Here is a 25,627-nt window from a genome sequence, read left to right on the forward strand (position 1 = left end):
CAATATTATGAATCGCTTCTATTAATGAGCATCAAAAGAAATGGGTGTTTTTCTGCTTGCCCACCTTATTCGAAATAAAATGAAACTTACACCAATAATAATGATGATCAGAGGTGATAACCATAAAAACCATGTTGTTTTATTAAATGGGGGTGTTAGTAAAATAAATTCACCATATTGTTCAACAAGAAAATCAATAACCTGCTGATTATTATCACCTGCTTTCAAGCGCTCACGAACTAAAAGACGTAAATCACGTGCTAAGGAGGAATTTGAATCATCAATTGTTTGATTTTGACAAACTGGACAACGCAAATAGGATGAAATATCACGCGCGCGCCCTTCGAGTATTGGATCCATTAAAATCTCATCTGGCTCTACCGCTCCCACTAATTGCATAGAAAAAATGAGAATAAAGAATGTAAAAATCCAAAAGAAAAGCTTCCTCATCTTGATCCCTTTATAATCGATTGCACCCAACCTACACGCATCCAATGATTTAAAAGAGAAAAGCCTCCTCCTATCGCCATCATGAACGCACCAAACCAAATACATATCACATACGGTTTCCACCATATATGCACGACAAGCCCTTGATCATTTATACGACCAGGAGCAATATAAAACTGAGAAAAGCCATGATTTTGAATACCAACTTCCGTCGTCGATCTATTTTGGCTTGAATAAAAACGTTTCGATGCTGTCACATTACTTATCACATTTTTATTCTCGTATATTTTAAAATCGAATTGTATCGCTGAATAATTCGAACCTGCAATATTATGAACTTCATCAAAACGAATAGTCTTATCAGCTATCGTAACTGTCTCTCCTACTTGCATAATTAAAATACGTTCTTGCCCAAAAGTTGCAACCCAAATAATGCCGAATAATGTAACTCCTAATCCCATATGAGCCAACGCTGCACCAAAAACAGATAATGGTAATCCTAAAAATCTCTTAACCCGAACCCTAAAAGACACCTTATGATAACCACTTTTGTTCCAAAGATCAGCCAAACCACCCAAAAAAACAAAAACTGCTAATCCAATCCCTAAAGCAGCAAAAATATCACGTAAAGAATCTACATAAAATGTTATAAAACACGCTACACAAGCCAGTGCAAAAACACACCACAATCGCTCAAAAACTGCAAAAAAATCGCTACGTTTCCAAGCCATCATCGTGCCAAATGGAACAAATAACAAAAGTACTATCATTAAAGATCCAAATGTAAGATTAAAAAAAAGAGCACCCACAGAGATTTTTTGCCCTGTTAATGCCTCGAAAAAATAAGGGTAGAGTGTACCAATTAAAACTGTGGCTGTTGCTGTTGTAAGAAGTAAATTATTTAAAATAATAAAACCTTCACGCGAAATTGGATGAAAAAGTCCCCCTGTTTTCAAAATAGGCATCCGTATAACAAAAAGAAGAAAAGCTCCTCCCGTGAAAAAAAACAAAATAGCAAGAATTGCCTTCCCACGTGCTGGATCAACAGCAAAACTATGCACAGACATCAAAAGACCTGAACGAACAAGAAAAGTTCCCATAAGAGAAAGAGAAAACGTAAGAATAGCTAAAAATAAGGTCCAGCTTCTCAATAAGTTTCGTTTTTCAAAAACAATCACCGAATGTAAAAGAGCAGTTCCCGAAAGCCAAGGCATTAATGAAACATTTTCAACTGAATCCCAAAACCAGTAACCACCCCAACCTAATTCATAGTAAGCCCAATAAGACCCAACGGTAATGCCAATTGTCAAAAAAATCCATGCAAGCAAAACCCATGGTCGTATCCAACAAGCCCAAATCTTATTAATATATCCTATAATCAATGCAGCTATTGCAAAAGAAAAACAAACCGAAAAACCAACATAGCCCAAATAAAGAAGTGGGGGATGAATTGCTAAAGAAATATCCTGTAACACAGGATTAAGATCATTTCCCTGCAATACCGGTGAATGAACACGTACAAATGGATTAGACATAAAGAGAATAAACAAAAGAAAAGCACTTATGATCCAACTTTGGCAACTTAAAACTAATGCTTTAAACTGTTCTTGTAATTGTGGAGAAAATAATGCAATCAATGTACTAAAAAAGGCTAAAAGCAAAACCCATAATAACATTGATCCTTCATGGTTACCCCACACACCAACGATTTTATAAAGCATTGGCTTTTCTGAATGAGAATTCTCAACAACATTAAGAACAGAAAAATCAGATACAATATAAGCGTAAACAATAATCAAAAAAGATAAGAGCAATAATATAAAAATGATATATGTTAGCGGTACTGCTAATTGCATCAATAAACGCTTTTTTTGTAAAACCCCAAAAGTTGGTAAAAATGCCTGCAACAAACTAACTGCCAATGCTGCCGCTAAAAAAAGATGACCCAATTCAACGAGCACAATCGAATTGTCCCTTCATATTCTGACATTTATTTACGCGATCAGCCATTTCTTTAGACATATAAGTCTCATCATGTTTTGCCAAAATACGCGTACCTATAAAAATTCTTTGTTTATTGAAATATCCTTCCACAATAACGCCTTGTCCTTCGCGAAAAAGATCCGGTAATATACCAGTAAAAATAACCTTTTCATGTTTTAGATTATCAGTTACAAAAAAGGTAACTTGCATATTTCCACTGTATTCAACAGTTCCTTTTTCAACAAAACCACCTAAACGTAAGGAACGACCCGTTAAAATATCTTCTCTTGTAATTTCAGATGGCATTCGAAAAAAATTGACTGTATTACGGATCATATACAACATGAAACCGGTAACAATTGCTATAATAAAAAGACATGATAAAACCATAAGTAGTCTATTTTTTTTTTGCGTCTTCAAAACAAGCTCAAGTGAAAAAGAATCCTTTAAAGGTGCACTGTTCATGGCCTACTCATGAAAAATATTTTCATTAATGTGTATTGTATACATGCCCTATTGTGTACTGAAAGAGTTTTGCACATTCTTTTATATAAGTAAAACTGATTATAAGTATTTTGTCTATTTCTGAACAAATTCACCCAATTATGCAATTATAAATTAATCTAAATCTTGCTCATCAGAAACACTACGCAACTGAATAATCATTTCTTCAATACGTGATCTTCCTTTAATATTCTTAGGTGTCTGATTAAGGAAGTTTTGTAAAAGCTGAACCGCTTGAGAAGATTGACCTGATTGATGAAAAGCACTTGCTAAAAGTAAATGAGGATAAAAATCTTTTGGTGCTAAATTAACAGCCTTCTGAAAAATATCCTGTGCTTCTTGCGTAATTATTCCTCCTTCATAATTAACTAACGCTAAACCATATCCTAACAGCCTTGGAGCTGTTTCTCCATTTAAATGAAGTGCATATAAGTAGGTATTCACAGCATCTTGAAAACGACCAGCCTCAAGATACGCTACTGCCAATGCATCTGCTACCTTTCCATCATGAGGCATACGAAAAAAAAGCACTTCTAAACGAATAAGTTTTTCATGCTCATTTAACGTATTGGGATCTTTCTCCATCAATTCACTAAAAAAATAACTTTTGACTCCTGGATTACCCGTCAGACTATAAACACCCCATGTTACAAAAAAAATAAATAGAACACTTAGCACCATAAGTGCGCAAAAACTTTTTGAATATTTATAAAGTCTTCGCACACCTCCTGCATCAAAAGTACAACGTTGAAAATTAGTTTCACTCTCACAGTTTTGAGTTTGATCAAGGTTGAAAGAAGACATTTTCTTTTGTTTTGTTCCACAATAAAAAAACAAAAAAAGAATAATTGTTAAAAAAATTAAAAAAAATGCAACCAAGACTGATAATAGCATATCACTTTAACACCTATATGGAAATCAAAAAACTACAACCAATTTCCTTCATGCTTTTATTGTGGCACTTATATAAGAGGCACCCAACTTCCATCAGCATTGCGGCATGCACTACCATAAACTATTTCAGATACACTATTAAGAGTAAAAGAGTGACTATACTGACGACAATTTTGTGAACCAACCTGATAAAATTGCCCTGCACTTACTTCACCAAAAATACCTCTTTTTTTAGATACCCAGCTTACTTTTTTTCCAGCACCAGCATATTCTAGCGCATTATATTCTGCTTGCAAAACTTTATAACGATCATCCATAGATAATAGCGTAAAAGAAGATCCAAGGAGACCAGTCCCCATGCTATTAATCTTATCAAAATGAACTTCTTCTACATTGAGATCCTTTGTATCTAATTTCAACGTATGACTACACCCCGATAAACTGACAATCAACATACCAATTAATGATAAAAAGACTTTCTGCATCATGACACCATAAAACTCATCATCAATTTTTCTGACATCTATAAAACCATAAAAACAAAATTTTCATTTATATCCTCCATGACATATAAATATAACAATTAAGGTACGAAAATATTTTTACTTACTACCTTAAGCTGTATACAAAATATCGCTTTTTATTACAGATATTATCTTTGGTATAGACACCAAGAAAAAGAAAACATATTTATCACCTTGGTAATACAATTTTTGTATATAATCCACCCAGTTTAGAACGCGACAAAGAAAAGCTTCCACCATATTCACTAACCATATCTGAGACAATTGCTAATCCCAATCCTGTTCCTGGCTTACTTTCATCAAAACGTTGACCTCTTTTTAAAGCTTTATCAATTTGCTCTTCTGTCAAACCAGGACCATCATCTTCAATAACAATACTAAAGAATGCTATTTCTTCAAAACTTTCTTCTAAAGAACAACAGATTAAGATTTTAGTGCGAGACCACTGAGCAGCGTTCTCAAGCAAATTACCCACAATTTCCTCTAGATCTTCTTTTTCACCAGAAAAAATAATATCATCAACATCCATAGTAAATTGAATATGTTTATCAGGATTGAGTTTTTTTATGACCCTAATCAAACGATTAAGTGTTTCCCGAACAGACGTATGAGAAATAATACTATCGCGCTGTGCTGCAATCCGCGCACGTCGTAAATAATGATTAATTTGTGCATGCATTATTTTAGCTTGCTCGCGCAATAAAAGGGCTGCTTCCCCTGTCATGCCATCAACTTCATTAATGATAACTGATAAAGGTGTCTTTAATGAATGAGCAAGATTACCAACCTGAGTTCGAAATCTTTCAATAATACGTTGATTATTATCAATAAGAGCATTCATTTCTTGTGCCAATGGCATAACTTCACTTAATAAATCCATACTTATATAATCAGTCTTTCCCGTACGAATATCATTCAATGTTTGTTGAATTCGTCTTAATGGCTGCAAACTAAAAAAAATAAGAGTCAAATTGATAAGAACACTCCCTATACCAAAACTCCACAGAAAAATTTGTAAAGTCTGTTCAAATTCTTTTACCTGTCCATGCACTTCATCAATATTTCCAATAAGGCGAAAACGAGCAACACGATTCTGATTATCAAGAATAACATCACTTTCAATAACTTTTAGGTTTTCCCCATCTATACCCTTTATTCGATAAGAACGAAAAAATTCACTATTAAAAGGAATATCAACAATGCTCGGTGAAAAAATTTCTTTAGTTCCTAATGATTGTGATACCAATCTTCCATATAGATTAGATGATACAGGCAATACCTCCCAATACCATCCAGACGTTGGATCTGAATAACGAATATCACCAAATCTAGGATTCCCTCTCAAATATCCTTCAGGTGTGACAGTTACAGCTGTAATCAGACTATAAAGCTGAGAAGAAAGAATACGATCCAAACTTTGTTCACTTGAACGCTGATAGAATAAAATGCTGACTGCTGAAATAAATGAAAGTGAAATAATAGCCCATAATGTTGATAAAATCATAACACGCAGACTGAGAGATTTTCCAACAAAAAAAAATAACCGTTTCAACCGATTATTATTCTTCAAAGCCCTCATTTATCACCTAACATTTTTATTCTATAGCCTAGTCCACGAACAGTCTCAATCGAATCTACCCCAAGTTTTTTACGCAACCGCCTTACAAACACTTCAATTGTATTCGAATCTTTATCAAAATCCTGATCATAAAGATGCTCAATAAGCTCTGTCTTTGAAACTACTTTATCACTATGATGCATAAGATAAGAAAGAAGCCGAAATTCATATGATGTTAATTTAATTAACTGTCCATCAATAAAAACACGAGAAGTTTTAGTATCTAATAACACCTCCCCACAAGATAATGTATTTGTTGCATGTCCCGTCGAGCGGCGAATTAAAGCACGCAACCGTGCCATTACTTCCTCTAAATGGAATGGCTTAACAACATAATCATCAGCACCGGCATCAATACCACGTACCTTATCAGACCAACGATCACGTACTGTTAACATTAAAACAGGCATAGAATATCCCTCTTTACGCCATTTTTTAACGACTTGAATTCCATCCATACCTGACAAACCGATATCAAGAATTACAGCATCATAAGACTCTGTGCTTCCTAAAAAATAAGCGTATTCACCATTAAAAGCGCTATCAAAAACATATCCAGCATCTTTTATTGCTTTTGCTAATTGATGATTAAGATCGCGATCATCTTCAACAATCAAAATACGCATCACTACACCTGAAAAAAGTTAATCGGCAGCAATAACAACCTCAACACGTCGTGATTTATCCCCATTATGCGCAGGAACAACAATCACAACCACATACATATTTTTGCCACCTTGAATACTCGGTGTTGAACGAGTTAGTGTCCCTTTTTGTTACATAGCAACTTTTTTTCCTACTTCAATACAATCAGCTGCTAAAACAAAATCTAAACCGATAAGGCCTATGAATATCGCAAAAAAGAAAATTTTTCCCATCATAGATTTTTTATAAGTTATTTTATGTGAATAAAAAATGAATAAAGAAATTAATTCATTTCCCCAATTTAAATGACATAAAGAAAAATATAACTTTATATATATATATATATATCATCATATTAAAATTTTAGTAATTATAAGTTCATTTTTTTTAATGGCATGCGAAATTTAAATAACAAAAATTTTTAAAATATAAAACTAAATATATATTTCAGATAAATTAAGTATCATAATCTCAAATACATTCTTTTTTTGCCATGCCTATAGCAAAAAAGTTCTTATACTCCATATAATTATTATCAGATTATTTAATTGTATTACTTTAGCATAGGCTTTTTATGTTTGATTTTTTGAAAAAAAAGAAAATCCAACAAAATAAACCATTCCATAGCCCTAAACTTATTGAATTAGATGCGTGGCTAGACACAACACTTTACAATATCCGTATTTGTCACAATTTCTTCTGGAATAGAACAGCCCTTATTTCGCAACGTTTTCGTGTACGAGGATGGAAACGATGTATCGTTGAAATTCTCGATGAAACATTAACATTAGGGGTGATTGCTTTTACTTTATTCACCATCATCGGTATTTCTGTTTTTGAATTAACAAAAAAAGATTGGTATTCATCGAAGAATTTTTCCATTCTTTTTCTGGACCGCTATGGAAATTCTATTGGACACCGTGGAGCTTTACCAGCTCTATCCGTCCCTGTAGAGGAAATGCCTGATTATCTTATCAAAGCAGTTCTTGCAACAGAAGATCGACGTTTTTTTCATCATTGGGGAATTGATTTTTACGGTCTTATACGAGCAATTACACAAAATATACAAGCTAAAATTATCGTTCAAGGTGGTTCAACCCTTACACAACAACTCGCTAAAAATTTATTTTTAACACATGAAAGAACCATAACACGTAAAATTAAAGAAGCTTATCTTGCTCTATGGCTAGAAGCAAATCTTAGCAAAAAACAAATTTTGCAACTCTATCTCGATCGCGTATACATGGGAGGAAACAATTTCGGTATTGCAGCGGCATCAAAATTTTATTTCGATAAAAATATACGCAACATATCCTTAGCAGAATCCGCTATATTAGCTGGTCTTTTCAAAGCACCAACCAAATATGCTCCTCATAGCAATTTACCTGCTGCACAAGCACGTGCAAATATAGTTCTATCTAATCTTGTTGACAGTAATTTTATGATGGATAGCCAAATTATCAAAGCATACCGCCAACCTGCCAAAATTATTACAAAAGCCCAAAACAGTCAGCCTAATTATTTTCTTGATTGGGCATTTGATGAAATACGTCAAATCAGCAGTCAATTACCAAACCGCACCTTAATTGTTCAAACAACCCTTGATCCAAATATTCAACGAGCAGCAGAAGAAGCAATCGAATATTATCTATACCAATATGGCCAACAATATCACGCAACACAAGCAGCCACCGTTATTCTTGACAATAACGGAGCTGTACGTGCAATTGTTGGGGGACTTGATTATGAAAAAAGCCAATTTAATAGAGCAACACAAGGTGGTCGACAACCTGGTTCTTCGTTCAAACCATATGTTTATGCAACTGCCATGGAGGAACATGGATTATCCCCCGATACTATAGTATCTGATAAACCTATCCATTGGGATGGTTGGTCGCCAAGAAATAACTCTGGCCGTTATATCGGCAATGTCGATTTAGCAACTGCTTTAGCCTTTTCTATTAATACAATACCCGTCTATATTACTTACAAATATCTTAATCGTAATACTGAACCAATCAGAAATTTGATTAAAAATATGGGTATTAATTCTCATATTTTATCACACAAAACCATGGTATTAGGAACATCCAATATGACACCAATGGATCAAGCAATTGGTTTTAATGTCTTCGCTAATAGAGGCATAGCCGGAAATCGCCACGGCTTTACACGAATTAGCACAATAGATGGTCATGTCATATGGGATTGGACACGGAACGGTAACAAACCATATCAAGTTATCAGTGAACAATCCGCTGCTTATATGAATCAAATGCTTGTTGGTGTTACCACACGAGGATCTGGTAAACGCGCAGCGCTGCCCATGTCACTTGTTGCCGGAAAAACTGGAACATCACAAGCCTACCGTGATGCTTGGTTTGTTGGCTTTACTGGTAATTATACTGGTGCTGTATGGATGGGAAATGATAATTTTTCACCCATGAATCGCGCTTTTGGTGGTGTTATTCCCGCCATGATATGGCATCGCATTATGCTCTGTGCACACCAAAATACAGTTCTTCAACCACTCTATGGTGTAAAAAATTCTATTTTACCTTATCAATCACCAATGAATCCTTCCCATGATAATTCTTATATAATTTCTAAATTGCCTAAAATACTCTCACCAGAAACATTAAACGCTATACGTTCTATCAACAAAGACTTACAAAAATTACCAAATATGACCTTATCAAATACGAAAACTATTTTTTCTTCAACGAATGCAATTTGAGTATCCTACAGTGTTTTTTAATATCATTTTTACTTTTTTAATCTTCGTTTTTTCCATTATATCTGGAATATTCAGCGTTAATTATATGCTTAATACTGCCATAGATTTTGATAGTTTAAAGATTAGAGAATGGAAGAGCTATTTACACATAGGAACACCTAAAGCTGATCCTTACACCCGCGCACGCACTGCAAAGCGTGGTGATATTTCTCTTGGATATCCAGAAAATCTTATTTTCCAACTTTGGACAGACAACCAGGGACATCCACTACGTCCCAACTGCCATTATTTACTTACAGGACACATTCCTGAAACGCGTCTCTTTACTCTGTATCTAGCTGACAAATTCCTTAAACCTTACACTTCAACAAATAATATTCCTTCTGCACTCCACACTTACAACGTAATTTATGAAAATGATGGTTCATTACGGATACATATCTCACCAACACCGCAAACAGGAAATTGGCTTGCATCAACGAGTAAAAAAGAATTTGGAATTATTCTGAACTTATATGACACTTCAATTATTTCTACAACAGAACTACGAAAACCTATGATGCCCTCCGTAGAACGAATTCCAGCAGGAGAAAAATGTGTTTAAATTCATCCATACAATTCTTCTTATAGGCACCAGTACGATCATTGTTCATATTTGTATTTTACTGTTCATTCCTCATTACACACGAAATAATATATGGACACGACTTGAAAAAATAGGACCTCCTTATCAATTTGCCGACCTGAATTCGGATAATCCTATTCGCCAATCAATGGATCCTTTATTTCTTCTTAAAGTCTGCAAATTTAATCTAGACAATGGTCCTGTTCACTTAACCACTCCACAAACAACACAATTTTGGTCATTATCAGCTTATACAAACGACGGAATTATTTTCTACAATCTCAATGATAAAACAGCCCCAAATGCTAAGCTCAATCTCATTATCGGAAGCCCTCTACAAATAACAAAACTCAAACAATCAAAAATTGAACATACCCTTCATTCAGTTTTAGTCTCTCAAAAATTAAATGAGGGTTTTGCTATTTTACGTGTATTCACTCCATCGCTACTTGAAAAAAAAGAAAGTGAATCTTTTCTTGCAAAAGCAACTTGTCGTATATTCAATGAATGATAAGTGTCCTAATCTTTAACTGAACAAATCAACTTCAGTATTTTAATCAAAATCTTATGATCAATTTTTCTATTCTGAACAAATGTAAATATTTTTGACTATTTAAAATCATTTTCAGCCTTTTAATCTTCTACACAAATAATGATTTCTCTAAAAGCTGAAAGAATATAAAGTTTTTTTTCTCTAAATAATATCAAAATAGAACATTTAAAATAGTTTCTTTAGTAAAGTATTCAATATCGTTATTGAAGCACTTGCTATCTTTAATACACTATAACTAATAAATAAAAACTATAACTCTCTAATTCTTTATAACAAAATATTTCTTGATAAATGACCATGGATCATTTTAATTTTGCTAATTTCTGTTGCGTATCCAATAGGCTTTCTAATATAATTCTTTACAGTCAGCGCAAAGATAAATCTTAAGTAAACTACTTGCAATAGAAACAGGAATGAGCATCGACTTAAATTTTTGTTGGTTATTTAGATAAAATATTCTGATACAACTGAAACCAATGCTAAATTAATATCAGTCAATACATCCTGGTGTGTTTTTATTTGTGAAAACAATGCATTAATTAAAAAAAAACCAAAACTTATAATAAAAATAAACAAGCCTATAACTAAACAAGCATTTGCACATACACGGCGATAAAATTGTTTTATTAACCAAAGAATAAAGCGGAACATTACTGCCAAAAATGCTATGGTAATACTCCATTGTTTTATAGATTTCTTTTTTCGTTTCTTTCGTTTATTTACCATAATAGAACTTAACATATATTATTTCGATTTTCAGTTAGTGAAAAACATGTTTATATTATAATTCTATATCCGTTGATCTTACATTCAACAGAACTTCATACGAATAAAAATCCCTACTCTACAGAATTTTATTCCATACTAAGCTATTACCTCATACAATTATTTCTCTATCGCTATCTCATTAGCATTGTAGAATTAATTTAATTATATTCATTTTGTACATATATTTGATGACATTTAAAATCAAATTAAGCTGTATCATAAAACACAGAATACGCTTTATAACAGACATTTTTAAAAGATAGTATGATAATAAATTTACATCTTTGTATAATACTAAATGAATACAATTTATTTCAGATATAATATAGTACGCAAATGCCAACCCATACCGTTAATATTTAATAACTCCCTAAACTTCATCTATAGCTGTATTTGAAATTTACAAGATAATAATAAAAACACTCAACCTTTTTAAAGCAAATTGCATTATTTTTTTGCCATAAAAATAAAATTTCACTCGAAAAAATATGAAAATCTCATGGATCATTTGAGCAGTGAGAAAAATAACCCAAAAAGACCACGGCTAAGTCAGCCTCTTATCTGGTTTTAAGCTATCATTTAATACTAGCTTACGCTATAATATTAAAAAATGTACTGTATTTACTAAAAATTTCTATATCTCTTCCGATTAATTTCAAAAGCCTAAAATTTCACCTAATCATTTTAGAAGAGAGTGATTATAAAGTACTTTTCTGTTTAAAACCATCTATAAAAAACAGCACAATGCAAAAAATTACACAGCATTCTACACATTAATCTAAAAATCATTAGAGCTCACTGTTCATATCTCTTATATCGTATTTATATTCTAATTTAAATACATATGATATATATTCTCAATGCTTCCTATCTAAAGACAAATTTAATGTTAAATTTTTAATAAAACAATGATAAGATACCACTTATATACAATACAAAAATATATATTTTATAATATCATTCACGATGTAAATCATTCAAAATGAATGCCCAATTTCATAAAATGTTAAGCATTATGAATATTGCATCAAAAATATTATAAGTTACCCTCATATTCATTTATAATAGCAGCATATTGGTCTAATATGATACGTTTTTTAATAAAATCAGCATTTTTTTTATTTTTTATTTTTATAATCATCTCGTTTTTTACAACAAAGCAAAACAATAATAATCCCTCCTCCTCTCAAGAAACTGATGCAACAACACGAGATATGATTGTCGCTCTTAAGGAAACTATAAATGATTTAGGAATGTTTTGTGAACGAAACATAGAGGCTTGTAAAATCGGAAAATCCTTTTTAGAATCAATGGGTGAACGTGCACGTAATGGTTCAAAAATTATCTATGAATATCTTGACCATACATTGAGCAATAAAAACATGAAACCTTCCCAAGAAGATCACTCCAGCACAGGTATGAAAAACCCGAAAGAAAATAAAATGACCTTGTAAAAAATACTCTTATTTCTTTCAGTACTTTTCATTAACTTTATTAAAAATAAGGTCATTATCTATCAACAAGAAGCATCATAAAAATATTCCAGAAAACAAGAAAGCAGTTTATTATGACAAAAACGATCGATGATATTATAGAGAACTTTTCTCAACTTGATGACTGGGAAGATCGTTATCGCTATGTCATTGAGCTTGGCTATGAATTGCCCCCTTTTCCAGAAAGCGAACGAAACGACACTAACAAAGTGCACGGTTGTGTTAGTCAAGTATGGCTTTTCTCCTCACGAGATAACTCAGAAAATCCAGTATTAACATTCCAAGGAGATTCCGATGCCCATATTGTACGTGGTCTAATCTATATCCTTCTTGCTTTCTATTCAGGCAAGAAAGCTTCTGAAATCCGTGTAGCTAATGCTGAGGAACTGCTTGTAAAGCTGGGCTTAAATGAAAATTTAACACCACAAAGATCTAATGGCCTTAAAGCAATGATTAAACGAATTCGTGCCGAAAGCTTTCTATAACAACAAGACTCTTTTCCCAAAAGTACGTTAATTCCTTATCACTACTTATCACTAAGACGTTTTCTAAAAAACACTTCTAGATTTCAAATTAGATAATACCCTTGAAATAACGTAACTACTTGATTTTCTTTTTTTCGCTTTTACGTCCAAGTCCCATTTCTTTAGCCAAAGCTGAACGTGCTTTTGCATAATTAGGCGCAACCATGGGATAAGAGCTATCTAATTGCCATTTTTCACGATATTCCTCGGGCAACATCCCGTAATGCGTCATAAGATGACGCTTTAAAGATTTAAATTTCTTTCCATCTTCAAGGCAGATAAGATAATCAGGAAAGATTGAACGTTTTGGATTGACAGCTGGCCTTTGTTTTTCGACTTCAACTTCCGCTAATGTCATACTCCCCGCTTTTAGAAAAGCAGCATGAACATCAGCAATCAAACTTGGCACTTCCACCGGCCGTATTGAATTATTACTCACATAAGCAGCAACAATATCGGCAACCAACGTAATAACTAAGTTGCTTTCAGTCTCCAGGACTGGACGATGTTCCATTCTTATTTCCTTTAATTTTAACCGAGACATCATTGTATTTTCACTCGTAATAACGAGATTATACACATATAAGTTTCATATTGTACAAAAATCTTTTTTGTCAATTCAATTATTTTATAAAATTGCATTAACACAAAAAAATCAAATAAACTTCTCTTTGTTGTCATATTATATAATAAAGAAGCATAAACTTAGAACTAGAAATATCGAATGCAAATTTATAATATAAAAATAGCTTTTTATTTTAAACAATAACATTATACCTTATATTTAGTTCTATCAATTTTAATTTTGGTATCAAAAATTAGTTTTTCTTAATAAAAAAATAATTTAAGAAATTATTTTTAATTTCAATAATAAAAAACAAATGTCATGAATAAAAATATAGTACATAAATTGTAAACTCTATCTAAGTTATATTTTTACAAATAAATAATGGCCTATTAGGCATGGAATTTAATTACTTCAATAACTTTGATTTAACACATAGAAAATCTTCACTCCTTTTATAGGATTATGCATGACTCGTTCGTCTATACTCCCTCCAAAAGCACCCCAAATTATTCATAAAGAAATTCATCACGGTATTTACCGCGAAGATCCTTATCATTGGCTGCGTGCCTCAAACTGGCAAGATGTTTTAAAAAAAACCAGCTGTCTTGACAAAAATATCCGACACCATCTTGAAACAGAAAACGCCTATCAGGCAGATCAAATGGCTGATACAAAATCATTACAAGATTTACTTTTTTCAGAAATGAAAAGCCGTATTCAAGAAAATGACAGTTCTGTTCCTATAAAACATGGTCCTTTTTCCTATGGTTTTTCTTATGTGATCGGAGGCCAACAACCACATTATTTTCGTACACCAAGAAATGGTGGAGAAAAAGACGTTTACCTTAATGGTGATGTTTTGGCCAACGGTAAAGATTATTTTAAACTTGGTTCAGTCCAAATATCTCCTAATCATGCATATGCTGCATGGACTTACGATGATAAAGGTTCTGAATATTACACAGCTAAAATTCATAATTTTAAAGTACTACCTCACTATACTGACACAATCACTGACATATCTGAACAAATCGTGTGGGATGCAAATTCTGAAGGCTTTTTTTATACTAAAATGGATAAGAATCATCGCCCATCAGAGCTTTACTATCACCGATTAAATACCGATCAAGCTCAAGATAAGCTCATTTTTTGTGAAAATGATCCTGGCTTTTTTTTACATGTAAGCGGTTCTAAGCTGAATGACTTTATTTATATCAATATTCATGATCATGAAACATCAGAAATCTGGCTTATTCCTGCCAATGCTCCCTTCACATCTCCCCAATGTGTGCGAAAAAGAGAAAAAGGCATTGAATACTCACTCACAGAAGGAGATGATGTCTTTTACATTCTCACCAATCGAGATAATGCAAAAGACTTTAAAATTATGGTAGCACCATGTATATCACCGCAATCAGAACACTGGTCTGAGATTGTACCACATCAACTTGGGCGTCTCATCCTATTCCATGACGCCTATCAAGAATTTCTCATTTGGCTTGAACAATTTGAAGGACTTCCTCGTATACAAATCATGGATCGTGCCACTAAACAGACGCACTCCATTGCCTTTACAGAGGAAGCTTATTCTTTAGATTTGCAAGGTGCAGCAGAATACAACAGCCAAACTATTCGATTTTCTTATTCATCTATGACAACTCCTAATCAGATTTTTGATTATGAAATAACAAGTCGCAAGAAAATCCTTTTAAAAACGCAAAAAATTCCTTCTGGGCATAATCAAGATAATTATATAATACAACGTATTATGGCAACTGCACATGATGGAGAAAAAATCCCTATCTCCCTTTTTTATCATAAAACCACCGATCTTAATGGTAAAGCGCCTTGCCTCCTTTACGGCTATGGTGCATATGGGATCTCTATTCCTGCAAATTTCAATAGCAATATACTTTCGCTAGTCAATAGAGGCTTTATTTATTCTATCGCCCATATTCGCGGAGGAAAAGAAAAAGGAACGGAATGGTACGAAAAAGGAAAACATTTCTTTAAAAAAAATACATTTAACGACTTTATTGCTTGTGGACGTCATCTCGTCAATCATAAATTCACTTCTCATGATCGGCTAATTGCCTATGGCGGCTCAGCAGGAGGAATGTTAATGGGTGCTATAGCCAATATAGCCCCACAAGATTTTGCTGGTATTATTGCAAACGTTCCTTTTGTTGATGTCCTCACAACAATGCTTGATGCTTCGTTGCCCCTAACCCCCCCAGAATGGCCAGAATGGGGTAATCCTCTTGAATCTGAAGAAGATTACAATCTTATTGCCTCCTATTCGCCCTATGATAATATCAAGGCTCAACAATATCCTCCTATTCTTGCTATTGCAGGATTAACAGACCCTCGTGTAACGTACTGGGAACCAGCAAAATGGGTAGCGAAATTACGTGATTTAAAAACAGATGATAATGCAGTTTTATTGCGTATCAATATGGATACAGGTCATGCCGGCGCAGCTGGGCGTTTTGCAAAATTAGAAGAAATTGCATATATATATGCATACATTCTAAAAATAGTAGGAAAAAACAACTGCTAACTTCAATATTTTACCCTGTAAAAGGCTTCAGAAATTATAAATTTGAAGCCTTTATTAATAATAATGGATTATACACTCCTTCTATAACCCATAGCTTTCATAAAGTTCTAAAACATAATCCCAATTAATTAAATGATCCACAAATGCCTCTAAATATTTTGGACGAGCATTACGGTAATCAATATAATAGGAGTGCTCCCACACATCAACGCCTAAAATAGGTTGCGCATTATGAATTAAAGGATTCTCACCATTGGGTGTTTTCATAATTTCTAATTTACCATCTTTAAGAGCAACCCACGCCCAACCAGACCCAAATTGAGCAACGCCAGCTGCCATAAAATCTGCACGGAATTTATCATAACCACCTAGATCAGACTCGATAGCTTTGGCTAATTTTGCAGGAAGCTTTTGTCCCCCTCCACCTTTTTTCATCCAATGCCAAAAATGGTTGTGATTATAATACTGAGCTGCGTTATTAAATAAACCAGGATTTTTTCCAAAGCTTTCTTTAACAAGATCTGTAAGATTCTTATTCCCTAAGCCTAAATCTTTTACAAAATTATTAGTGTTTGTCAGATAAGCAAGGTGGTGTTTATCATGATGATATTCAAGTGTCTCGCGTGACATATAAGGCGAAAGGTCATCATAATCATAAGGTAACTCAACTAATTCAAAAGTCATTTAAAAATCTCCTCGATTCTAATTATTAATCTCACTCCCAAATCTAATTTGATACTTATAATATTTTTTAAGAGCAAATATCGAATAATGTTTGATATCAATTGAATAATATACATTATAATAATTTTTTAAAGATATCTGATCACTCGTCAAAATACTACCTTGAATACAATCATATTCTGACAAATATTCCTAATTCACTCAGCGCCCAAAATATTAAATTACTTTTAAATGATAAAAAGAAGAATAATTAACAGCTCTCAATCTTACGTTTTCGACCGTAAAATATTGTCTAACATCCCATGCAAATATTCTGTACCTGCCTTTACCAAAACTCTTCCTAGTGTGTTTTTATCATTGAACTCGGAATTACTTTATTACAGCATCCAAAATAGATTGCTAATGACTACTTTTAGGAATTAAAGTTTTCTTCTCTCTAAATCTTAATCATATCTCATAAGCTGAATCATAATGGATACCCTATTCATACTGATTCCAAATAGAACTAGAAGCAATAAATGTCTCACTTTTTTCTGTATTACTAGCCCACTTTATGAATATGAAAAATGAATTAATATACGTTGCACAACCGATGGAACTGCTCCTTTTTCTAAATTAAATAAGCGCTTCTCCTATAAAACTATCCTATTACCTTCATTATATCGAACTACGGATTAGCACAAAAAGATGAGGAAGCATTCTTAACTGGCTTAACTTCACATGAAATATAAGTACATACTGAAGACAATTCCCAAGCTAAGTTAAAATAATTTCTAGAATATCAGTGAATTCTGTAAAATAAATTAAATCACAACGCCTTTTGAAAAAATTAAACAAAAAACCTATTCAATTTTCTTCACTATTAATAACTTAAATGTCTTCACTCAAAGAAAAATTAAATACAATTTTTCTAGATCACCAATTTCTGCAAATTATTCAAAAAGTTTTGACAATAACCATAAAGAAATATTGAATAAAATTTGGAATAAGACATTATTTATCTTCTGCTGCAATATTAAGACTTCCTGTTCACGAATTGGCATACGCATAATATTAGAAAATTCTAGAATAGATTCACCCAAAAAGTAATTTCTACCCTGCATTTCTAAAATAAAACGCTGTCATTTATGGCTCCAACGAATAATGTAGATAATTTCCATAACGAGCTAACAACTGAAAAAAAACAATCTGCGCTATAAACAAGTATAGATTGCAGATCTTTCAAGCCAATAAGACAAAAACTTCATCAGCAGAAATACACAAGACAATACTTAGTACACCTTCCTGTATGTACTAGGATTCATTAAATCAACGCAATAAAAACAGTAGTCTCATATCTGCCATTGTTGTACAAATCGGGTGCTCTTGTTCTCACTATAAATCCAAGAAAATAAAGAGATTATTGCTCATTTCTATCGTTTTTAGACCAATTTAAACAGATTTATCTTTTTATTTTGTCATTCATTACCACAGCTTTTGCTATCCTAGGTAAACCACCTTTAATATCGGTATAAAATGGGATACCTTCCACTAAAAACTCTGCTACAACCCTCTCCTACCTGCTATTACCATAACTAAACCATAACAGTTTGCATCCTGAAACCAAATTGCATAAACTAAAATCTATTATTCTCTTTTGATAGTAAGCACAAAAAAATAACCCGATTTCCGCATCAATATATTCTTATCCCCCTATCACTTGAGAATATTTCAGATAATTACTGCAAGAATAGATCAAATCAAGAACAAAAATATAAGAAATAAAAAATCAAAGCTTCCAAACTCTTTATCTTTTTTTCTTATTCAAAGAGCTCATATCTCCACATCTAAAAATATAGATACACTTCTCATAAATCAGCCGAAATTTAATAAAAACTTACATTTTTAAAATCATTCTTGTATTTTTTTTATCTATAATAACAGTAAAAATACAAAAATTTCATTTTTTAAATTTATTTAAATTATGAAACACTCATTGTTAATATTTACAGATCCAGTTTTAAATTGAATATGTTAATCTACAAATAATATAAACAAATAGGATACAATAAGCTTTATTTATAAGCTTATTGTATCCTAAAAATTAACGATCCTACACTAGACAGACCTCTAAAACTGTCTATATCAGAATAGCAAATCTGTACATTATAACACTTTATTGCATTATATTTTTTATTATTAGAAACCTGATAAAGAGAGTTTCCATATCGCAAAAATATAACTTCTAAGTAGTTTTATGCTTCAACAAATTAAAATTTATAAGCTAAACCAATACGAAAATCATTAACCTTATAGTATTTTAGGTCTACTTTTTTGAATTTCTCTGCACCAAAATCTGAGTAACGATACTCTGCGCGTAGCAAAATACGATCAGTCATCGCAAAATCAAAACCACCACCAAGAGTATAACCAACCATTACTTCTACTTCGGCACTATCGAGCGAACTCATAGGAATAGTGTTTTTACTTGCACCTATATTAACTGTTTTTGAAGAAATAAACTGAACCTTCGCATAAGCAATACCACCAGCAATATAAGGCATAACACGACCAGCCGACAAACCTAAACGCATCCGCGTAGCACCAAGCCATTTCCGTTTTAAAGTATGAGTATACACTTCAAAAGGCAATGGCAATATACCTGCAGAAGAAGCACTAGAGGAATCACCCCCTGTTTGTTCTCCATCATACACCACTGTTTTTCCCAAACTTGGATAAGTTACCCATGATGTTACTAATGGTTGCCCACCACTACTTCCGGGGACTCCGACTCGCAGTGCAGCATCTCCATCATACACTACTGTTCTTCCCTCATTTGGATAAGTTAGCACCGTTCTTATAAGTGGATCTGCTCCGCTACGATCCCCACTGCTACTACTTACTATCTGCGAACCATCCTTGTTACGAATTATCATCATCCGAGGTTCACTTGATCTTTGCCGTGTGGATTGCTGTGTCGCTTGCTGTATTGAATCTTGTGACCGAACAAGATTTTCAAATTTTTCGTCAACAAAAACTTTTTCAGCCTTTTTATTAGAGAAAACAATGTCTGTATCAACGCCTAAAACAAAGCGATTACTATACTCAAAGTTCACACCTGCATAAAAACCACCCGTAATCCCAGAAACTTCAGATGAAAATACATCTTTAAAATTCCGCTTGTCAGTTTTATCAGTATTATTATGCAACAAAGACATAGAACTAGAAAAGCTGCCCACCTGTCCTCCAAGATAAAAACCATCCCAAGAATAAAAAGGAGAAGCAATTGATTTCAAACCTGAAGGAACTGCAGTATCGCTAGCCTGCGCTCCAAAAGGCAAATTCAAACTTAAAACAGAGACTGTTATTAAATATCTTATGTTCATATACACAAAACCTCAAATTTTATAAAACACGCTATGATATATTACTATTAGCTTTAAAAGTCCATAATAAAAATAACATGATTGCAAATATACTTCTTTTGTTTATAAAATATTTTGATCAAACATAAATTCCCTATTAAAATCAAAGTACTTTCATTGATTTTTTTACGAAGCCTAAGTACTCATTTATCTGGCAATTCATAAATAAGAGATGACTCTATTTAAAAACAAATCGATCATTATTCAGAAAAATAAATTAGCTTTAACTACTGAAAATGTATATCGCTTAAAGTGCTCTTGATTTCAAAAGTGAGTGCTTTATTTACCTATATCATTAAACATAAAATCTGAAGAAGATTTTGTTTAGAGTACTTTTTGGGGAAAAATGTTTCATGAAAAAGGAATATGTTTCGCTCACCTCAAGGGCAGCGGTCTGGTCTCCTCGTTTCAGTGGATTGGCATTTCTTATTTTATTATTCTCAACACTTTTACAACGCTATTCTATGCTTCGTATAAGTGATTTTATCGTTTTGATAATCCTTTCTGCTTGTTGTATTTTCCTCTCTCTTTTTCTTGCTATCAAAGCGCTCTATAGTTTATGGACATATGGTACCCGAGGTGGAATGAAAGCGCTGAAAGGTATCATTTTTTCGTTAATCACTGCCACACCGCTGATACTATCTACTGGATGGTGGTTTGCCTTGCCAGCTATTTATGACGTTTCTACTGATACACAGAAACCACCAGTTTTTTTCCGTACTCTACGTCCCAGTAATTCTTTTCCTTTCAAAAATGATTTGAGTAAACAAGCTAAAGTACAAATGTCACAATGGCCAGAAATGTCGGGACGTCGTTATGACGGCTCACCTGATCATATTCGTAAATCAGTTTTTAATGTCCTAGCAGCTCGTGGCTGGCCGGTACTGGCGCAACAAAATATCAAGAACGAAGATAACGAATTTTATATTGCAACAATAGCAAAAACTATTTGCCTAAATTTCGTTTCCGATATTGTAATTCGCTTAACAGATGAAGGGAATACAACTTTTGTTGATATGCGTGCCACTTCGCGTCATCTGCCAAGAGATTTTGGTACAAATGCTGCTTTCATCATCGCTTTTATGGACGCACTTGATACAGAAATAGCTTCTATTCCTTTTTCTTCAAACGATGAATTAAAATTATAAGATATGGCTAAATTTTCAAAGCAAATAATTATTTTTTATTATTTTGATATAAGAATAAGGAAAGATAGATAATTGGGATATTTTCTACAATTTTAAATTCATGTCGTGATAAATTATTTTATAAGCTTTACAATTGAATAATTTCTATAATTATAATTACCGCAATGGTGTTTTTATCGATTTTTACGATGTTTTAATTCTTGAAAAATACGATATTTTTTTGATTTGTATATGCTCGCAAACATAGATATCTATGAATTTTATACTATTAATAGATACTGGGTATTAAAATCATGACTGTAAGGAGAATGTGATATTTATAAATATACATCAAATTAGTTTTTTAGTGTCATTTTCTTAAAAGCTAGTAATATATTTTATGATATAATGACAGAATTAAGCTTTTATAAGCAGAAAAAGTGAGTACTTCTGCTTTCGCATATTGCGTACAGTTGTAAAAATCGTTATAAGGCGCGAACGCTAGCGTAATTATTTTATCTTTTGGGGTATAGCCAAGCGGTAAGGCACCGGTTTTTGGTACCGGCATTCCCTGGTTCGAATCCAGGTACCCCAGCCAATTTTTCCTAAAATATTTATATTTGAAAATTCAGATTTTGATTCTTTACAATTCGATTGCTGATTTCCGTTGCATTTTTTTACAACTTCTAGCTGATTGCATAATCATATACGATACAAATATAAATATAAAAACTAATCAATAAGATTATTGAAGACACCTAGTGCACTTTATTTAAATCATATGAACTTGCTGATAGCAAAGCTAATACCTTATAGTTTTATATGAAAAAAAGTTTATGATATTCAATCAAGAATTTAGAGTAAAGTTCGCCCCAGCCAATTTATAAAAGCTTATATCTATTCCAGACGAAATTATTGAAGGAAATAACACTATCACTCGAATACAAGGTCAAAAAGGGTGAAACTTATTTTTATAATAATTAGTTTGAGTAAATTTTAAATGGTATAAATTTATAGTCCCTCATGAGTTGTTTATAAAAAATCTGCTCGTTTTTAGAATGAAACCACTGCTTAAAATCGATCAAGTTACTATCAACAATATCGATAAAACATGGAAAATCAAAAGTGAATATAAACAATCGTAGTAAAAGAAACTTTATACAACAGAGACATGAGCTTTACTCAATAATCGATTGTATCACCTCAACTCAAAGTTTTTTTGACAATTGCTGACTGTGCTGCTGCTAAACGTGCAACCGGTACCCGAAAAGGGGAGCATGAAATATAATCTAGATCATTTTCTTCACACAAGGCGATAGAATGAGGATCACCTCCATGTTCACCACAAATACCCAGTTTAATTTTCCCGCGCTGAGAACGCCCACGTTGTGAAGCAATAGCGATCAGCTCTCCTACCCCATCGTTATCAATCGATACAAAAGGATCTTTTTCCAAAAGTCCTTTTTGCAAATAAGTAGACAAAAACGGTGCGGCATCATCACGTGAAATACCAAAAGTAGTTTGCGTCAAATCATTTGTTCCAAATGAAAAAAATTCTGCAGTTTCTGCAATTTCACCCGCTCGAAGAGCAGCTCTTGGCAATTCAATCATTGTCCCAACTATGTATTGAATATTAACATTCTTTTCCTTCATCACTTCACCAGCGACATAATCAATACGCGCTTTAACAAAATCCAATTCAGACTTAAGAGCCACAAGTGGTACCATAATCTCAGGAATGACAGGAGATCCTGTCTTCTTAGCTGATTCTACTACTGCTTCAAAAACTGCTCGCGCTTGCATTTCAGCAATTTCAGGATAAGTAATGATTAAGCGACATCCTCGTAATCCAAGCATGGGATTAAATTCATGCAATTGGTGCACACGTTCTATAAGTAGTTCAGAAGAAACGCCCATTGCCGTTGCAACACTAAGAATTTCTGCATCTGTTTTTGGCAAAAACTCATGTAAAGGAGGATCTAAAAAACGGATAGTTACAGGTAAACCAGACATAATTTCAAACAATTCAGTAAAATCTGATCGTTGCATTGGCAAAAGCTTATCCAACGCGTTGCGACGTCCATCTTCATCATTACTTAAAATCATTTCACGCATAGCAACAATACGATCACCAGTAAAGAACATGTGCTCCGTACGACAAAGACCAATACCTTCAGCTCCAAAAGAACGCCCCATATTTGCATCAGTCACTGTTTCAGCGTTAGCGCGAACCTTCATTCGCCGCATTCCATCAGCCCATTCCATTAATTTAGCAAAATCTCCACAAAGTTCGGGCTGCAACATTGCAACCTTTCCTTTTAAAACTTCCCCTACTCCACCATCTATCGTAATAATATCGCCTTTTTGAAAGCTCTGACCTGAGGCAACCATTGTATTCGTTTTATAATCAATCCGCACACTGCTTGCACCAGAAACACAAGGTTTTCCCATACCACGAGCGACAACAGCAGCATGACTTGTCATTCCACCTCGTGTCGTTAAAATTCCTTCTGCAGCATGCATACCATGAAGATCTTCTGGACTTGTCTCTACACGAACTAAAATAACTTTTCGTCCCTCTATTGAGGCTCTTTCTGCTTCTTCAGAAGTAAAAACAATTTCACCAGTAGCCGCTCCCGGGGAAGCAGGTAAACCACGGGCTATAACACATCGCTTTGCTTTGGGATCAAGCATAGGATGTAAAAGCTGATCAAGTGATTTTGGTTCAATCCGCATTACCGCTTCTTCGCAACTTATCAATCCTTCCTCAACCATCTCAACGGCTATCTTTAAAGCTGCACGTGCCGTTCGTTTTCCTGAACGAGTCTGCAACATCCACAATTTACCCTTTTCAATTGTAAACTCTAGATCTTGCATATCTCGATAATGCTGTTCAAGCTTATACGCCATCTGACACAATTTTGAAAAAGCCTCTGGCATAATTTTTTCTAATGATGGCTTATTTGAACCAGCTGCAATACGAGCAACTTCGGTAATATTCTGAGGTGTACGAATACCTGCTACAACATCTTCCCCTTGTGCATTGACTAAAAACTCACCATAGAGTTCTTTTTTCCCTGTCGATGGATTACGTGTAAAAGCAACACCTGTTGCTGAATCTTCACCCATATTGCCAAACACCATAGCCTGCACATTAACTGCTGTTCCCCAACTTTCAGGAATATTATGTAAACGACGATAAGTAACTGCACGCGCTGTCATCCAACTTGAAAAAACCGCTCCAATTGCACCCCATAATTGTTTCTCAGGATCTTGTGGAAAGGGTTCTCCTAACTTTTCTTCAACACATGCTTTATAAAGAACAATAATATTTTTCCAATCAGCTGCTGTCATTTCTGTATCAACGCTATAACCATTACGTGCTTTTACGTCATCAAGAATCTCCTCAAAATGGGAATGATCTACCCCCAAAACAACATTAGAATACATTTGGATAAAACGACGATAACTATCATAAGCAAAGCACTCATTATCAGCTTGTACAGCAATTGCTTTTACAGTATCGTCATTCATACCAAGATTAAGCACTGTATCCATCATCCCTGGCATAGAAGCCCGAGCTCCTGAACGAACAGACAGCAAAAGCGGCATTTGTTTATGAGCAAATTCGCGTCCTGTCTGTTCTCCAACACGTCGGAGTGCTTGTCTAACATCCTCCTGCAACTCTTTTGGATATGTTCGATCATGAGTATAATAAAAGCTGCAAACTTCTGTTGTAAGAGTAAATCCAGGAGGGACAGGTAAACCAAGATTACTCATTTCTGCTAAGCTAGCCCCCTTACCACCAAGCAGATTACATTCGCTCGCACTTCCTTCTGCTTTACCATTACCAAAACTATAAACCCATTTTGCCATCGTACAAATCCGCTCAATTATCAGTATTACAATATTACTTGACCGAAGCTAATCATTAAAAATAGCCTTTCGATTTTAAAATTAACGAAG

General features: G+C 33.6%; 19 protein-coding genes and 1 tRNA gene. 8 read left to right on the forward strand and 12 right to left on the reverse strand.

The genetic code is table 11. The features are described from left to right. Nucleotides 1–21: 21 nt before the first annotated feature. From BA1379B_RS04280 to BA1379B_RS04310, 7 genes are all read right to left on the reverse strand, one after another. On the reverse strand, nucleotides 22–450 hold the full coding sequence (locus BA1379B_RS04280; RefSeq protein ID WP_035007034.1) for a cytochrome c-type biogenesis protein: 429 nt from the start codon (nucleotides 448–450) through the stop codon (nucleotides 22–24). Continuing rightward, nucleotides 447–2,411: a heme lyase CcmF/NrfE family subunit gene (locus BA1379B_RS04285; protein WP_035007032.1), complete on the reverse strand. Its 1,965-nt coding sequence runs from the start codon at nucleotides 2,409–2,411 to the stop codon at nucleotides 447–449. The genes BA1379B_RS04280 and BA1379B_RS04285 overlap by 4 nt, the downstream gene beginning before the upstream one ends. Next, nucleotides 2,401–2,898: a cytochrome c maturation protein CcmE gene (ccmE, locus tag BA1379B_RS04290; RefSeq protein ID WP_035007030.1), complete on the reverse strand. Its 498-nt coding sequence runs from the start codon at nucleotides 2,896–2,898 to the stop codon at nucleotides 2,401–2,403. Before ccmE ends, BA1379B_RS04285 begins: the two co-directional genes overlap by 11 nt. Nucleotides 2,899–3,051: 153 nt before the next feature. Then, nucleotides 3,052–3,741, reverse strand: coding sequence for a tetratricopeptide repeat protein (locus BA1379B_RS04295; RefSeq protein ID WP_371326051.1), 690 nt, complete (start codon nucleotides 3,739–3,741; stop codon nucleotides 3,052–3,054). A 158-nt stretch (nucleotides 3,742–3,899) separates the two neighbouring features. Next, complete coding sequence (locus BA1379B_RS04300) at nucleotides 3,900–4,319, reverse strand: hypothetical protein (RefSeq protein WP_035007026.1); 420 nt, start codon at nucleotides 4,317–4,319, stop codon at nucleotides 3,900–3,902. A gap of 205 nt (nucleotides 4,320–4,524) precedes the next feature. Beyond that, a complete protein-coding gene (locus tag BA1379B_RS04305) occupies nucleotides 4,525–5,934 on the reverse strand; it encodes an ATP-binding protein (protein WP_078673898.1) in 1,410 nt (469 codons plus the stop codon). Beyond that, nucleotides 5,931–6,599: a response regulator transcription factor gene (locus BA1379B_RS04310; protein WP_078673899.1), complete on the reverse strand. Its 669-nt coding sequence runs from the start codon at nucleotides 6,597–6,599 to the stop codon at nucleotides 5,931–5,933. The genes BA1379B_RS04305 and BA1379B_RS04310 overlap by 4 nt, the downstream gene beginning before the upstream one ends. 593 nt (nucleotides 6,600–7,192) lie before the next feature. Between BA1379B_RS04310 and BA1379B_RS04320 the strand changes: the two genes are divergently transcribed. The 3 genes from BA1379B_RS04320 to BA1379B_RS04330 are packed head-to-tail and all read left to right on the forward strand — an operon-like array spanning nucleotide 7,193 to nucleotide 10,491. Then, nucleotides 7,193–9,355, forward strand: a complete 2,163-nt coding sequence (locus tag BA1379B_RS04320; protein ID WP_078673900.1) for a transglycosylase domain-containing protein — start codon at nucleotides 7,193–7,195, stop codon at nucleotides 9,353–9,355. Between the two features lie 10 nt (nucleotides 9,356–9,365). Continuing rightward, the gene (locus tag BA1379B_RS04325; RefSeq protein ID WP_035007017.1) at nucleotides 9,366–9,959 is read left to right on the forward strand and encodes a DUF1214 domain-containing protein; all 594 of its coding nucleotides are present in this window, start codon (nucleotides 9,366–9,368) and stop codon (nucleotides 9,957–9,959) included. After that, the gene (locus tag BA1379B_RS04330) at nucleotides 9,952–10,491 is read left to right on the forward strand and encodes a DUF1254 domain-containing protein (RefSeq protein WP_035007015.1); all 540 of its coding nucleotides are present in this window, start codon (nucleotides 9,952–9,954) and stop codon (nucleotides 10,489–10,491) included. The genes BA1379B_RS04325 and BA1379B_RS04330 overlap by 8 nt, the downstream gene beginning before the upstream one ends. 486 nt (nucleotides 10,492–10,977) lie before the next feature. Here BA1379B_RS04330 and BA1379B_RS04335 read toward each other — a convergent pair whose 3' ends face one another. Next, a complete protein-coding gene (locus tag BA1379B_RS04335) occupies nucleotides 10,978–11,259 on the reverse strand; it encodes a hypothetical protein (protein WP_153574813.1) in 282 nt (93 codons plus the stop codon). Nucleotides 11,260–12,386: 1,127 nt separating this feature from the next. Between BA1379B_RS04335 and BA1379B_RS04340 the strand changes: the two genes are divergently transcribed. Next, the gene (locus tag BA1379B_RS04340; protein WP_035007012.1) at nucleotides 12,387–12,755 is read left to right on the forward strand and encodes a DUF5330 domain-containing protein; all 369 of its coding nucleotides are present in this window, start codon (nucleotides 12,387–12,389) and stop codon (nucleotides 12,753–12,755) included. 113 nt (nucleotides 12,756–12,868) lie between these two features. Beyond that, nucleotides 12,869–13,279, forward strand: coding sequence for a SufE family protein (locus BA1379B_RS04345; RefSeq protein ID WP_035007009.1), 411 nt, complete (start codon nucleotides 12,869–12,871; stop codon nucleotides 13,277–13,279). 115 nt (nucleotides 13,280–13,394) lie between these two features. Here BA1379B_RS04345 and BA1379B_RS04350 read toward each other — a convergent pair whose 3' ends face one another. Beyond that, on the reverse strand, nucleotides 13,395–13,832 hold the full coding sequence (locus BA1379B_RS04350; RefSeq protein WP_035007008.1) for a MucR family transcriptional regulator: 438 nt from the start codon (nucleotides 13,830–13,832) through the stop codon (nucleotides 13,395–13,397). 520 nt (nucleotides 13,833–14,352) lie between these two features. Here BA1379B_RS04350 and BA1379B_RS04355 point away from each other — a divergent pair. Continuing rightward, nucleotides 14,353–16,446, forward strand: a complete 2,094-nt coding sequence (locus BA1379B_RS04355) for a S9 family peptidase (RefSeq protein WP_078692422.1) — start codon at nucleotides 14,353–14,355, stop codon at nucleotides 16,444–16,446. 81 nt (nucleotides 16,447–16,527) lie between these two features. On the opposite strand, the gene BA1379B_RS04360 is transcribed toward BA1379B_RS04355, so the two are convergent. Both BA1379B_RS04360 and BA1379B_RS04365 read right to left on the reverse strand, forming a co-directional pair. Beyond that, nucleotides 16,528–17,130 (reverse strand): superoxide dismutase, encoded by a 603-nt coding sequence (locus BA1379B_RS04360; RefSeq protein ID WP_078692423.1) that lies wholly within the window; start codon nucleotides 17,128–17,130, stop codon nucleotides 16,528–16,530. A gap of 2,249 nt (nucleotides 17,131–19,379) precedes the next feature. Further along, nucleotides 19,380–20,495 carry an outer membrane protein gene (locus tag BA1379B_RS04365; RefSeq protein WP_078692424.1) on the reverse strand — a complete coding sequence of 372 codons (1,116 nt, stop codon included), beginning with the start codon at nucleotides 20,493–20,495 and terminating at the stop codon, nucleotides 19,380–19,382. A 392-nt stretch (nucleotides 20,496–20,887) separates the two neighbouring features. Between BA1379B_RS04365 and BA1379B_RS04370 the strand changes: the two genes are divergently transcribed. Beyond that, complete coding sequence (locus BA1379B_RS04370; RefSeq protein ID WP_035007003.1) at nucleotides 20,888–21,682, forward strand: DUF1499 domain-containing protein; 795 nt, start codon at nucleotides 20,888–20,890, stop codon at nucleotides 21,680–21,682. Between the two features lie 502 nt (nucleotides 21,683–22,184). Beyond that, nucleotides 22,185–22,259: transfer RNA gene (locus tag BA1379B_RS04375), tRNA-Gln, on the forward strand. A gap of 605 nt (nucleotides 22,260–22,864) precedes the next feature. Here BA1379B_RS04375 and ppdK read toward each other — a convergent pair. Beyond that, a complete protein-coding gene (gene ppdK, locus BA1379B_RS04380) occupies nucleotides 22,865–25,537 on the reverse strand; it encodes a pyruvate, phosphate dikinase (protein WP_078692425.1) in 2,673 nt (890 codons plus the stop codon). Nucleotides 25,538–25,627 lie beyond the last annotated feature (90 nt).

The organism is Bartonella sp. A1379B, from assembly GCF_002022485.1.
GTDB lineage: Bacteria > Pseudomonadota > Alphaproteobacteria > Rhizobiales > Rhizobiaceae > Bartonella > Bartonella rochalimae.

Excerpts from the sequence above, each read along its gene's own strand:
- BA1379B_RS04370 (WP_035007003.1), top strand. The coding sequence starts at position 20,888 with ATGAAAAAGGAATATGTTTCGCTCACCTCAAGGGCAGCGGTCTGGTCT.
- BA1379B_RS04305 (WP_078673898.1), bottom strand. The coding sequence starts at position 5,934 with ATGAGGGCTTTGAAGAATAATAATCGGTTGAAACGGTTATTTTTTTTT.
- BA1379B_RS04320 (WP_078673900.1), top strand. The coding sequence starts at position 7,193 with ATGTTTGATTTTTTGAAAAAAAAGAAAATCCAACAAAATAAACCATTC.
- BA1379B_RS04340 (WP_035007012.1), top strand. The coding sequence starts at position 12,387 with ATGATACGTTTTTTAATAAAATCAGCATTTTTTTTATTTTTTATTTTT.
- BA1379B_RS04335 (WP_153574813.1), bottom strand. The coding sequence starts at position 11,259 with ATGGTAAATAAACGAAAGAAACGAAAAAAGAAATCTATAAAACAATGG.
- BA1379B_RS04355 (WP_078692422.1), top strand. The coding sequence starts at position 14,353 with ATGACTCGTTCGTCTATACTCCCTCCAAAAGCACCCCAAATTATTCAT.
- BA1379B_RS04360 (WP_078692423.1), bottom strand. The coding sequence starts at position 17,130 with ATGACTTTTGAATTAGTTGAGTTACCTTATGATTATGATGACCTTTCG.
- BA1379B_RS04310 (WP_078673899.1), bottom strand. The coding sequence starts at position 6,599 with ATGCGTATTTTGATTGTTGAAGATGATCGCGATCTTAATCATCAATTA.
- BA1379B_RS04365 (WP_078692424.1), bottom strand. The coding sequence starts at position 20,495 with ATGAACATAAGATATTTAATAACAGTCTCTGTTTTAAGTTTGAATTTG.
- BA1379B_RS04295 (WP_371326051.1), bottom strand. The coding sequence starts at position 3,741 with ATGTCTTCTTTCAACCTTGATCAAACTCAAAACTGTGAGAGTGAAACT.
- ccmE (WP_035007030.1), bottom strand. The coding sequence starts at position 2,898 with ATGAACAGTGCACCTTTAAAGGATTCTTTTTCACTTGAGCTTGTTTTG.
- BA1379B_RS04300 (WP_035007026.1), bottom strand. The coding sequence starts at position 4,319 with ATGATGCAGAAAGTCTTTTTATCATTAATTGGTATGTTGATTGTCAGT.
- BA1379B_RS04345 (WP_035007009.1), top strand. The coding sequence starts at position 12,869 with ATGACAAAAACGATCGATGATATTATAGAGAACTTTTCTCAACTTGAT.
- BA1379B_RS04350 (WP_035007008.1), bottom strand. The coding sequence starts at position 13,832 with ATGGAACATCGTCCAGTCCTGGAGACTGAAAGCAACTTAGTTATTACG.
- BA1379B_RS04280 (WP_035007034.1), bottom strand. The coding sequence starts at position 450 with ATGAGGAAGCTTTTCTTTTGGATTTTTACATTCTTTATTCTCATTTTT.
- ppdK (WP_078692425.1), bottom strand. The coding sequence starts at position 25,537 with ATGGCAAAATGGGTTTATAGTTTTGGTAATGGTAAAGCAGAAGGAAGT.